The organism is Parabacteroides hominis (genome assembly GCF_014287585.1).
GTDB lineage: Bacteria > Bacteroidota > Bacteroidia > Bacteroidales > Tannerellaceae > Parabacteroides > Parabacteroides hominis.
In genome coordinates this window covers 63,974-76,776 of record NZ_JACOOJ010000004.1, presented here as the reverse complement: position 1 = coordinate 76,776, position 12,803 = coordinate 63,974, and the positions used below count along the sequence as shown (strand labels likewise).

General features: G+C 50.3%; 10 protein-coding genes. 1 reads left to right on the top strand and 9 read right to left on the bottom strand.

The annotated features are described in order from the left end of the window. Window positions 1–25 precede the first annotated feature (25 nt). The gene (locus H8S65_RS03420) at window positions 26–1,405 is read right to left on the bottom strand and encodes a cytochrome c peroxidase (RefSeq protein WP_186928566.1); all 1,380 of its coding nucleotides are present in this window, start codon (window positions 1,403–1,405) and stop codon (window positions 26–28) included. Window positions 1,406–2,111: 706 nt separating this feature from the next. After that, entirely contained in the window at window positions 2,112–2,306 is a 195-nt protein-coding gene (locus H8S65_RS03415) for a hypothetical protein (protein ID WP_186928565.1), read from the bottom strand. 214 nt (window positions 2,307–2,520) lie between these two features. Between H8S65_RS03415 and H8S65_RS03410 the strand changes: the two genes are divergently transcribed. Further along, on the top strand, window positions 2,521–4,824 hold the full coding sequence (locus tag H8S65_RS03410) for a sensor histidine kinase (RefSeq protein WP_186928564.1): 2,304 nt from the start codon (window positions 2,521–2,523) through the stop codon (window positions 4,822–4,824). A gap of 4 nt (window positions 4,825–4,828) precedes the next feature. Here the strand turns inward: H8S65_RS03410 and nrfA are convergent, their stop codons facing one another. The 7 genes from nrfA to H8S65_RS03375 form a co-directional block, all read right to left on the bottom strand. Continuing rightward, window positions 4,829–6,244 (bottom strand): ammonia-forming cytochrome c nitrite reductase, encoded by a 1,416-nt coding sequence (gene nrfA, locus H8S65_RS03405; protein WP_186928654.1) that lies wholly within the window; start codon window positions 6,242–6,244, stop codon window positions 4,829–4,831. Window positions 6,245–6,466: 222 nt separating this feature from the next. Then, complete coding sequence (locus tag H8S65_RS03400) at window positions 6,467–7,354, bottom strand: beta-propeller domain-containing protein (protein WP_186928563.1); 888 nt, start codon at window positions 7,352–7,354, stop codon at window positions 6,467–6,469. Window positions 7,355–7,360: 6 nt separating this feature from the next. Next, complete coding sequence (lsrF, locus tag H8S65_RS03395; protein WP_186928562.1) at window positions 7,361–8,233, bottom strand: 3-hydroxy-5-phosphonooxypentane-2,4-dione thiolase; 873 nt, start codon at window positions 8,231–8,233, stop codon at window positions 7,361–7,363. Window positions 8,234–8,277: 44 nt separating this feature from the next. Beyond that, a complete protein-coding gene (locus tag H8S65_RS03390; RefSeq protein WP_186928561.1) occupies window positions 8,278–8,892 on the bottom strand; it encodes a DAK2 domain-containing protein in 615 nt (204 codons plus the stop codon). Window positions 8,893–8,899: 7 nt separating this feature from the next. Continuing rightward, window positions 8,900–9,916, bottom strand: a complete 1,017-nt coding sequence (locus H8S65_RS03385; protein ID WP_186928653.1) for a dihydroxyacetone kinase subunit DhaK — start codon at window positions 9,914–9,916, stop codon at window positions 8,900–8,902. A gap of 35 nt (window positions 9,917–9,951) precedes the next feature. Beyond that, window positions 9,952–10,266 carry a hypothetical protein gene (locus H8S65_RS03380; protein WP_008148365.1) on the bottom strand — a complete coding sequence of 105 codons (315 nt, stop codon included), beginning with the start codon at window positions 10,264–10,266 and terminating at the stop codon, window positions 9,952–9,954. Between the two features lie 94 nt (window positions 10,267–10,360). Then, window positions 10,361–12,796 (bottom strand): cytochrome c biogenesis protein CcsA, encoded by a 2,436-nt coding sequence (locus H8S65_RS03375; protein WP_186928560.1) that lies wholly within the window; start codon window positions 12,794–12,796, stop codon window positions 10,361–10,363. Between the last annotated feature and the right edge of the window lie 7 nt (window positions 12,797–12,803).

Genomic DNA, 12,803 nt, shown 5'->3' with positions numbered 1-12,803 from the left:
TTAAAATAACGTAAAGCTCTTGATATTATTGTAACAGCTCGCCCTTATATTCTCCGGTGAGCGTGTTCAGGAACGCTACGATGCTCTTGGTATCCGCGTCCGAAATGTCCTTACCGATCTGGAACTGGTGCATGATACGGATAGCATCCTCGACCGTTGCGATCGAACCGTCGTGCATATACGGCGGGGTAAGCATCACGTTACGCAGGGTCGGAGTCTTGAAACGATGGCGGTCCTGTTCGTTCTTCGTAACGGAATAACGTCCGTTGTCACCATCCGTCAGCCCCGTGCCGCGATAATCGAAATAGTTATCCTTGATACCCATGTATTCGAAGGACTGTCCGCCCAGGTTCACACCCGTATGGCAGGTAGCGCATTTATTCTCCTTAAACAATTCGTAGCCTGCGACCTCCCCGGCATTCAGGGCGGTCTTGTCGCCCATCAGGTACTTGTCGAAGCGGCTCGGCGTGAGTAACGTCTTTTCAAACTCGGCGATGGCATCGGTGATCGTAGACTGGTTGAAACCTTCCGGATAAACTTCAAGGAAGCGCTTGCTCAATTCCTTGTCTTCCGCCAGCTTGGCCGAAATATCGTCAAACGAGTGGCTGCCCATTTCAACAGGGTTCAGAGGAGGCCCGGCAGCCTGCTCCTTCAGGTCGGCAGCACGTCCGTCCCAGAACTGCAGGATATTCAAAGCCGAGTTATAGACGGTCGGGGCATTCACGCCGCCGAACTGTCCGTCTATACCTTCGGAATATTGTTTGCGGTCCACACCGGCAGTAGCCAACCCGTGGCAGGTAGCACACGAGATCGTATTATCGCCGGAAAGACGAGTGTCATGATAGAGATCGAAGCCCAGTGCCACCTTCGCCGGATCGGTCGGGATGGAAGCCATCAACGGTTGTACAGGCTCGTTGGCAAATTCTTCGGCGACAGTAGGTGTCGAATAGTTCTTCTTACGGACATCCTTCGCCCACGAAAGCAGGACAGCCTTTTCGTCGCTATCAAGGTTCGTACCCCAGTGCATCGGCATATGCGAATACTTGGCGGGAGGCATGGAACCGGAGAGAGCGGCATCTTCCACCTTGGCCAGGTCGGCCTCGGAAACGAGTTTGCCATTATCGAGCGCCTCCAGCATCGCCGTCAGGTCCAGATAGCGCGTGCCTTCCTGCATATCCGCCTTGACAGTCGGGCCGATCAGAGGAAGATTACCGTAAAAAGGAGTCGCCGCCGTAGCAGAGTGACATTGCATACATCCGTTCTCACGAAGGATGGAAGCAACCTGTTTTGCCTGGTTATCCGCATACTTCTTGTATTCGGAAGAACCACACGATGGCAGAACCAGAGCCAATGAAAGCAGCCCTAAAGGTAATGCCGTCCTCTTACAAAGAATAGTGTTAAGCATAATTATTAGTTTATTTAAATTTGTTAAATGCAAAGGTATTCAGAATTATCAAGAGAGAAGTATAAAGTTTATAAGTTTTATTTATGACATGATAAATAAAAACTATATTCTTTTCTTGTTACTTTTAGCTTGATCCAAAAGTAAGCAAAAGATAAAGACCTAAGCTGGCGAGCGTTAAACGCAGATACCGGAGTGATCACCCGGAATGTCTATTGTCTGAGCGCAGCGAGTTTCAGACGCGACAACAAACAAAGGGTACGGGTTTCCTGTGACGATCTGTGTTCTTGTTCTCTACCTCAGCCTCCTCTCCCTGTGAAGAGGGGACTCGCCACTCTCTAAGCGATTTTCTCGTTCCTGCCAGGACGCCCTTCAAAAACCCCGAAGCCGACTGACTCGGATTATCGGGCTACACGCTGAAGCTGGGGGAGGGTTCGAAAGTCTTTATAAGGTGTTGATAGGTTGAATGGCTTTACTTAGAATAGCAATGATAGTATTTCGCGAAGGTCACGTATATTCCCTGGGTTCATGGCCAATAAGTCAGCCTGCTTCCGAATCATTTGCTATACCTTACGGGCAGAATTGTCTCCCGTTCTCAACCTGATATAATAAAGAGTTTCAGCAAGGCTCTTCTCTTCCGGGGATGTCCAAATCACATTCATCCCATTTCCTTTTCCAATTTATCCATACTTCCCAGGTAGAATGAAAATCACCCCGTTTTATGTGCTTTAATCGCATAATCGACAGATGTATCCAGGAGTTCTTGCAAAAGAGAGGTTTCCGAATTTTCTTTTGAAGCCAAATTTTTAACATACTCATAAACTTCGGACAACTTTTCTTGATCCCAATTTATAAGCTCTTTAAAAATATCAACTCTCAAAGTATCTACACTCAGGGTATGCATATCATTTTATATTTTCTGCAATTCTTTTCCTTAAAAAAACTTTTATTCTTTGTCCAACGCTTCATATACCGATTTTTCACTTTTGGCGGAGAATCTGTATTTAGCATGAATCAACAGGCATATCATGAATAAATCCATGATTTTCTTAGTTTTTATGCAATTAAAGCTTACTTTTGCAGGAAGATAAGAACACTCGACAATATTTCAACTTCGTATGCTTCATAAATATTCATTCCAGGCGATAGCAACTGTAATGATTCTCTTGTTCATCTGCATGTCATGCGGCGTCTCGACCGAAACGTCCGAAGAGAAACATATACTGGTCATCCAGTCTTACGAAAAACATTTCTCCCCATACAAGGAGATGAAGAAGATCCTCGCGCAAAACCTCAACAAAAAGGGGATACGGGCGACGGTCTATTCGCTATACCTGGATTGCGAGCAATCCTCCGAAAAGCAACTAAGGCTGAAGATATTCAATAAGCTCGACGAACTCTCTTCCTGGAAACCGGATATCATCCTCGTGAACGACGACCAAGCCCTCAATGCCCTGGTCGCAAGCAAGCATCCGGACTCAAAGTCGATACCAGTCGTGTTCATGGGAATCAACTACCCTAATATCCCAATCATCGAAAAGCATCCGAACCTGACAGGTTTCTATGACAAGCCGGACTTCCGGGCGAATATACAGCTGATACAACACCTAATTGGCAACTGTATTGTCATACGAGTGACGGACGAGACCTTGCAGGACGACATGATCCTGGCCGAGATGAATCGACAGATAGAAGATATATGCCCCGTAAACAATATCTATTCGACAGACCGTGCGCGCCTCTCCGGAAAAAACGGGATCTCCATTACGGATATCCCCAAGATCAAACCCGATTCGATGTACGTAAGCACACTGAACGCCCGGTCGACTCCCGCCCTGATCCGGGGATTCGGCGAGAACTACTACAACAAGGCCTACTTGGCAACGAAGAGAGACTATACGACCCTCTCGCTGGGACGGCTTAGTGCCTTCCCCTGTTTCTGTGTCGTGAACGAACTGTTGGGCAGCAAGAATGGGATCGCCGGCGGCTATATGGCATCCCTTGAAGATCAGACACACAAGGCGGTAGATCGCGTAGCCGATATACTGAAAGGCATGCCTCTGTCCGCTTTCCCGCAGATGGAGCAAACACGGAAATCGTATATCTTTAATTACGAGGAACTGGACAGGTGGAACATAGATTTGGGACTCCTGCCAACAGACGCTATCTTTGTGAATATGCCGTTCGTGGTACGCTATAAGATCATCTTGTCTGTTTTGGCCGCCCTGGTGTCAGCCCTGCTGATCACCCTCTTCGTTTACCAGCGCAAGCAGTACAAGCTGGAGGAGTCGTACAAGCTGGAGGCGCAGAAGAAATTGCGCGAGGAGAAAGCCTTCCTATCCTTCGCCCTTGAAAGCGGGAATATCTTCGCTTTCCGGTATAAGAACGACCTGTTCGAGTTTGACCGTGAGTTCTATAACGCACTGGGTATCCCCATAGTACCGATCACGACCGAACAGTTCCTGCAAACAATCCATCCCTCCGACCGAGCTGCTTATCAAGAAAGCCGGGAGCAACTTAAAATGGGACTCGACGCGCCGCAGGTCGTACAGCAGCGTCATGACTTCAACGGGAAAGGGCATGAATGGTGGGAATTCCGCTACGCCCAGAACAAGAACTGGCGGGAGGAGAACGCCGGCAGCCCGATGGCTGTCAGCGGCCTGTGCCTGAACGTCGAAAAGATAAAGAGTACGGAGAACAGCCTGATACAAGCGCGCCGGAAGGCTGAAGAATCGGACCGCATGAAATCGGTATTCCTGGCCAACATGAGCCACGAGATACGGACGCCGCTCAACGCTATCGTCGGCTTCTCGGAATTGCTCAATTCAGATATGGAGCTGGAGCCGGAGGAAAAGGTGGAATTTCTCGACCTGATCTCCAAAAACAGCGAGCTGCTGCTCAAGCTGATTAACGACATCTTGGACCTGTCGCGCATCGAATCAGGCTGCATGTCTTTTTCTTACGAGGAGCTGGACCTAAGTGAGCTGATAGAAGACGTGTTCAATACGCACCGGATGATGATGCCCGAAGGGGTGGAACTGAGGATACAGTTGCCAGAGCATCCCGCAATCATCCGCATTGACCGGTTACGGTTGACACAGGTATGCACGAACTTCATTAACAATGCACGGAAGTTCACATCCGAAGGGCATATCACGATCGGGTACAAGCTCTGCCCGGATCACGACTTCGTCCTGATTCACGTGGCCGATACCGGTAAAGGCATTCCCGAAGAGAAAAAGGCCATGATCTTCGAACGTTTCCAGAAACTCGACGAATTCGCCCAAGGAACAGGATTGGGATTGTCCATCTGCCAGAGCATCATCCAAGCCTTCAAAGGCCATATCTCGTTGGAATCGACCGTAGGAAAAGGCAGCACATTTACGATCGCACTGCCTTACGCGCCTAAACAGGAAGCATGAACCGTTACTCGATAATGCGTTTATTGGCTTTCGCTTCTTCGAGCCATTGGGGAACTACCGTTTCAAGGAATTTCTGCTTGTCGATCCGCTCCTTTTCCATATCGAGACCGATATACAGCTGAGCCTTCCCTTTGGTCGAGAGATCGGGCATGGGAACTTCACCGGCATAACCGAGGCGCGAAAGAAGTTTCATAAGCGACATACGGGCCTGGGATGCCTTATCAAAGCCGTCGCCTAACAAGCGCAGGACTTCCTGAGGGGCATGAAACGACGCACCCCACGAAGTTACGCTAAAATCCCAACGCCATTGAGACTGGCGAATCAGTTGTAAGACCGGTTCCATCTGCTTGTCCGTAGCCCCTTTGTCCCAGGCGAACCGGGCTTCGATATGGGCTTTGGTCAGTTCTTCTTCCAAGCGGTTCCGCATGTTCAACACTTTACCTTGACGTTCGTAGACATCGTTACGCAAAGTCTCCTCACTCTCGCGGTGGCAAGTCTGGCAGGTACGATCTATCATCGCCAAAGGGCTTTTGATATGGTGGTTGTTATAGCGTTTCTCTCCTTCTCCGACAGCTGGCATGTGGCATTCTCCGCACGAAACTCCTCGTTGTGCATGGATTCCCATCTGAGCCAATTCGAAGTCGGGATGCTGGGCTTTCAGCAGGGGGGCACGGCTTAGCTTATGGATGAAATCGGTAAAATGCAGGCTGTCGTAGTAGGCTTCCATATCTTCAAGCGCATAGCCTCGATTCCAGGGCAAAGCCGGCATACGGTCTTCTCCACGGAGGTAATACTCACTATGACACTGGGCACAGACGAGGGAGCGCATCTCCTGCTCCGTCGCGTCCTCCATGCGCCGTCCGCAACAGGAATAGGCATCCACAAGGAAGGAACGGGTGACACGCAGGGTCATACTCTCCGGCTCATGGCAGTCGGCACAACCGATCGGGTTGACAGCCTCGCTACCCAATTCAACCCATTTCTTTTTATACAAAGTCTTTCCCTCTGCACGGGCTGTCAAGCGAGGGATATCGGAACTCTTACAGGCCCAGCAGGCTGCAGGCTGCGAATAGTCAGTCTTATGCATCGGGGAGCCTGTACGCAGACTGCTGCGCACATCTTCAATAGCATACATGTGGCCTCTTGGAGTTTCATAATCTTTTGCAAAGGCATATCCGGCCCACAAGACTACCATCCGGGGACGGGCTGCCAGGACATCCGTACGCTGGTTGCCATTATAGAGACTGCGGAATGTCGTGTCAATTGTATTTTTCCAACTCCGGTACTCGTTCGAATAACGCAGGGACATCAAGTCGCTGGAGATAAGAACTTCATCGCTCGTTTCCTGCTTATCGCTGATATCGTCGATGAATCTGATTCTGTTCCGGCAGGAAGTCGCACTATAAATAGTGGCGGCCATAGCGACAGCGACTATACCGATAATTGTAAGTGTTTGTAATAGCAGTTTCAATATTTTACCCTTTAGTTATTGAATTGATTTGCTTACGCGCCGCGAATATAAGCAAAATAAAAGATGTGTCAAAAAAAATAAACCGGACGCAGATAACCGCTATAGGCACATTTTCTGTTCTGTGCCACTCTGCCAGTTCTGCGTCCGGTAATTACAAAACCTTTAGACGGCTTATTCTATCGTGCTAATCGTAGAAATCATACCGAACTTCTCATTGTCGTTCAGGTTCCAGATCACTTCACCTTTATCGTTGATTTCGAACACTTGGGGGCTGTTGGCCTCTACGGCGTTCTTGTCATGTCCCTGCCAGTTGCAGACGTACAGGCCACCATCCTTTGCAGGAAGCAAGCCGGCCACGAAGAAGAGGCGGACGCCTTTGATATCGTTCTCACCGTAACGCCGGGCCACCTCGCCGTTATCGAGGTTCACCTCCATCAGGGAGTGGCCGTCGCCACAGGCAACCCAATGGTTCCCGTTAGCCAACGCCAATGTCGTGAAAGGCGTTCCTTCGAGGCGGGTGATCTTTACGACTTCGCCGCGCGGAGAGATCTCGCGTACGTCGGAAGTAGCAAAGAGGGGCATCAGGTAGTTACCGCGGGCATTCTTGTTCAGCTGGCGGAACTGGGCGTGCGGATGTTCGATGCCTGTCTCGTATTCGATACGCGACAGGATTTCTCCCTTCGGGCTTACCTCCATGATGACAGCCGGATGTCCTACCCAGCCTAACAGGTAGTTGCCGTCGGGCAACACACGGGCCGTCTGCATCTCGCAAGTATCGGGAGCAGCGATATCCCAGATCTCCTGATGGTTCCGGTCGATCAGCTTCGCTCCCCTGGCATAGGCGAAGAGGATGTTCCCGTCGGGAGTGGCAACAGCCGAGTTGCATTCCCAACCTTTTTCAAGGGGATGTTCCCACTCTACCTGCTTGGTGTTCTTATCGATGATCACGATCTTGTTCCAGCCGGAACCGCCCAACAGCAATTTTTCTGTCTTCTTCTCGCAGGAAGTAGCGGTTACCAGCAACAATGCGGAACAGAGATAGGTTACTAATTTACGCATGACCTCTTATTTTGACAAATCCTTGAACATTTCAAAACCTTGTTCCGGTGTCAAGCCTTCGTGTACGACAGCGTGTACAGCCTGGATCATGGCAGCCGGGTTTTCGCTCTGGAACACGTTACGTCCCATATCGACACCGGCAGCCCCGTCGTTAACGGCGTTATAGCAGAGTTCGAGCGCTTCCTTCTCAGGCAGTTTCTTACCTCCGGCGATCACTACGGGAACCGGGCAGGCAGCAGCTACTTTCTCGAAGCCGTCGCAGTAGTAGGTCTTCACGATAGCAGCTCCGTTCTCGGCGCATACGCGTGATGCCAATGCGAAGTAACGGGAGTCACGCGCCATCTGTTTGCCGACAGCCGTCACACCCATAACCGGGATGCCGTAGCGGTTACCCATATCGACAGCCTCCACTAAGTTGGCAGCCGTGATAGCTTCCTGGTCGCCGTCGCCGGCAGAGAACATGACTGCCAAAGCGGAAGCATTGCAACGGATCGCATCTTCGACGTCGATCAGGACATTACGGTTCAGTTCCGTCAGGATCGTCGAACCGGCATCCGAACGGAGGCAAACGGGCTTGTTGATGTTGGCGGGGATAGAAGTCTGCAAGATGCCGCGTGTACACATGATACAGTCGGCATACTGTACAAGGGGAACGATGTTCAGGTCGATACGTTCCAAACCTGAAGTCGGCCCCATGATAAACCCGTGGTCGAACGCCAACATGACGGCACGGCCTGTTTTCGGGTTGAAGATACGGGAAAGACGGTCTTTCATACCCCAAGAGTAGTTAGACGCACCTTTTACATGAAAATTATCAAACTGGGAAGTCTGTCCGAAGCCGAAATTATTCGCTTCTCTGAACCCATCCATATCAGCCATAGCTTTTTTCCTTTCTTAATTTTTAATCCTTAATTCTTAATTTCTCAAAGCGCTTTTGCAAACGATTCGAACATACAACTCCAAGAGGTGGCGCCGCTGTCGGCATAACCGATGGAACGTTCGCCATAATTACGGGCACGGCCGAAGTTGGCTTTCATCTCTACTGTCGCTGCAGCACCGGCAAGGGCGGCTTTTGCTCCGGCTTCGAGGATTTCCTTGATGTCGTCCGAAGGACATGCCTGGATAGCCTCCACGGCTGGGATCAGGGCGTCCATCATGGTCTTGTCGCCTTTCTGGGCTTTCGTCTGTTTCTGCACGTTGGCAAGGCCACCGGCAAACAGGGCCTTCACTCCTGCAGCATCCAGTTCCGTTCCGGAAGCATGGTCGCTCATTCCTAAGAAGAAAGCACCCAACAGCGTACTGGTGGAACCGCTTACCTGCAACATGACGTCAAAGCCCATATCGTTCAGCATGGCTTTGAATTCCGTTCCTTTCCGGGCCGTAGCCACGATGGCGGACATAGCCGTCACGATCGCCTGGCCGTGGTCGCCGTCACCGATAACAGCATCCAGTTTAGAAAATTCGTCTTCGCGTTCTTTGATGTTCTTCAAGGCGTTGTCCAGCATCGCCTTGAAGTTCTCGATAGTCAGTTGTTTCATATCTCGTTTATTTACCGATTGTTGTCCAGTAAGGTGCATCAGCACGTTTGTTTTTCAGATAGTCGATATGGTCTTCGTCGAGGATAGCCATGATCATCTGGAAACCGGCTTGTTCCTGTACGGTCAGGATTTCCTGGATACGGCTTACTGCAACCTGAAGGCCACGGGCTTCCAGTTCCTTGTAGGCTTTACGGAAGATGATGTTTAACTCCATGTGGGTCGTCGCTCCTACGCCGTTAATGATTAGCAGCATCTTGTCGCCTGCTTTCGGCTGGAGCTGCTGGCAAAGGAGGTCTACCATCTGGGCTGCAGTATCATCGGCAGAGACAAGCGGTGTCTGTCCACCACCGCCTTCGCCGTGCTGTCCCATACCGATCTCCATGATGCCCTGGGGCAGGTCGGTGATCGTACCGCCGTTCTGCGGATGCGTGCAAGAGCGCATGGCAACGGCCAGGGTAGCAACGTTTTTGTTATAGCGTTCTGCGATCTCAACCAGTTCGTCAAGCGATTTGCCTTCTTCGGATGCAGCACCTAATATCTTATACAAAGGCACGCAACCGGCCAAACCGCGGCGGTCTTCGGTGTTAGCGCCAATACCGGCACTGATATCATCGTGTGTCAACACTTGTTTCACTTTGATGCCTACACGTTCTGCCAACTGGCAAGCCATGTTTGCACTCATCACGTCGCCCGAATGGTTCAGGACAACCAACAGGATACCGGCTTCACGTTTCATCAACTGCAAAGCCTGGAACAGGCGTTGTGCACCGGGAGCAGCGAATACGTCTCCTACAACGGAACAGTCAAGCATGCCTTCGCCTACGAATCCGCTCAATGCAGGTTCGTGGCCGGAACCGCCTAAAGTGACGATAGCGACTTTGTCTTCACTCTTCGGGTTAGCACGTACAACGATATTCTCACCCCCTAATTTTACCTGGTCAGGGTATGCCAATACATAACCTTCCAACAATTCGGGTGTTATCTGTTCAGGATCATTTATGAATTTTGTCTTCATGTCTGACATGGTATTTTCCTCCTTCATTTAAGTTATTAATGTTATTATTTGATTTCCATGATTTCGATGGCGATACCTTCTTCTTCGATGAAAGCGATCGTCAGATGTTCGTCGCATACAGCCGGGCCAAAGATCACTTTCTTGCCTTTCAGTTCTTCTTCCAGAGAAGGAACAGTGTAAGCGATGTGTCCCTGTTTCTGTACCAGTTCGGGCAGGCAGCTTCCTTCTTCAAATTTCAGGAATTCGATGCGGTTCGGACTTTTGCTGTAGTCTGTCAACCATACACTCAGGCCTTCGTTAAACATAGCCCCTTCTACTTGTTCTGTCGTTACGATACCGACATGATTAAATGTTCTCATGACTAATTAATTTTAAGTGTTCGTACTATTTTTATTCGTTATCAGTTCTCTCTAATTTAATATATATATGTTTCGCTTTCAAAACATATATGTTTTACACCTTTGTCTTCCATCTCCTGTATGAAAGGACAGCCAGGACGACGACTACCCCTAAGGCGACATAAAGATAGGTGAATATTCCATGCACATTATCATTTTGACCGTATGAATGCATTCCGCTCAGAAAATAATTGACACCGAAGAAGGTCATCAGCACGGAGGCGAACGCGATAACGGATGCCAGGTTAAACAACCAGAGGTTATTCCAGCGTTTCACCAAGTGGAGATGGGTCACTACGGCATACACGACCATCGTGATCAACGCCCAGGTCTCCTTCGGATCCCAGCCCCAGTAACGGCCCCAGGACTCATTCGCCCAGACAGCTCCGAGGAAAGTACCGACAGTCATCAGGGCAAGCCCCACCCAAAGCGCCATCTCGCCCACGATGCTCAGTTCGGCGATACGGGCTTTCAATATCTCTTTGTTCTTTTTTCCGGTAACGGACATCATCACCATATTGGTCAGCCCGATCAGGCAACTGATGCCGAAGAAGCCGTAAGCAGCGACAATGACCGCCACATGGAACATCAGCCACGGCGATTTCAGGACTGGCACGAGCGGATTGATCTCCGGGTCCATCCAGTTCAGGCCGGACACGAAGAGGATGATACCGCCGAACAGGGTTGCCAACGCAAAGGTGATCTTACTGCGGCGCACGAACAAGAGGCCGGCAAAGACAGTCGCCCATGCGACATAGACCATCGTCTCATAGGAATTGCTCCAGGGAGCATAGCCGCCGATATACCAGCGCATCCCCATACCGGCCATGTGGTAATGGAAGACGACCAGCACACCGATCCCCAACAGCCAGATAACAGCTTTTATCCAGCGGCTCCGGCGGAACAGCATCGCGAAAGAAAGAGCCAGCAACAGTCCGCCTAAGACCAGATAACCGATCTTGCAATAGCGGAAAACATCCATCTTGTTATATTTCAATTCGGCCTGCATACGCTTCGGGCTGATATCGAGCGTCTTGTTCTTAGCTTGCTGGTACGTGCCGATCATGCCGACCACTTCATCGGCTTTCGCCCAATCGCCGCTCTTCAAGCCTTCCTGTACCTCGCCTAAATACCAGTCGAGGATACGGGAGACGAACATGGAGTCTTTGCCGCTAAAGGCAGAGAGGTCGTCACCGGGCGCATACCATTTATGATTCGGATCGTTTTCTTTCGGGAAGAGGTTCAGCATTTGGTGGTTAATCAGTTGGTGGAATATATTCATTTGCTCATCCAACTTCATCAGGTCTTTATCAAAACGGGTTCGCTGGGCTGGCATCTTGTTATAGGCTTCCTCTAACTTCTCCTGCAACTTATAATTACCGTTGCTGTCGAACACCTGGATATAGGCACATTCGCCGTCCGTCAGATCATAGTAGGCAGCCAGTTCGGGATTGGACAGGGCGATAAAGGGAACGCGCATCCACATATCCGGCATAGCAAGCAGGCTGAGAAGGAACTGGTCGGAATTGAGTTTACCGATCTTATCCGATTTATGGAGTTTACGAAGAATCTCCGAAGAGAAGGTGTTGACCGGCATCATACGACCGCTGCCCGACTGGACCGGGAGGGCGCCGAAGAGAGCGGCATGTTCCGGGCTTACCACATATTTTTGTACGGCATCGAGCATCGGGGAAGCCTTCTCATTGGCATTTACGGACAGGGAAACGGCAAGGAGCGCAAGCAACACGACCGTTACGCCGGTCGCCTTACGCAGTTCTTTCAGGCGGCGGCTCTGGCGCATGAACCGGGAGTCCTTGCCGACCAGGCAAAGGACCAGGCCGATAACCAGCAGAAGGTAGCCGGCGTAGGTGATGTTCCGTCCCGTCACATCGCGGTTGACGGAAAGGATGGTTCCGTGTTCATCCTGGTCATAAGAGGCCTGGAAGAAACGATAGCCTTTTACATCCAATACGTTATTCATAAAGATCCGTTCTTCGCGGTCCTCTCCGTCCACATGGACAATCACTTCGCTCTCGTAGGAAGAGGGACTGGCGGAACCGGGATAGCGGGTCAGGGTAAATTTCTTCAGTTCAACGGAAAAAGGCAGGGTGCGAAAGGTCGTGCCCTCGGAAGTGCGGACAGCAATCTGATTGCTTGTCTCTCCTTCACGCAGATGCAGGATTCCTTCTTCGCCGGAAAGGAAAGAAGTCAGGGCGCCGAGAAGGATGATGATAAAGGCGAAATGAGTCAGGATCAGACCCCATTTGCCGCGTTTCAGGTATTGGTGCTTGAGGGTAGCCGCTATGAAGTTGACGACTAAAAGAAATTGGAGCAGGAAAAACAGGGGGGAATAATAAACCATTGCTTTGGCTGCTGCTGTACCGTGATACTTTTCGATGAAAGTGGCAACGGCCAGGCCAAAGGCATAAATCAGTAACAGGACGATCGTCGTTACAAAGGAGGAGAAAAATCTTTCGAGATTTGTTTTCATTTACTTT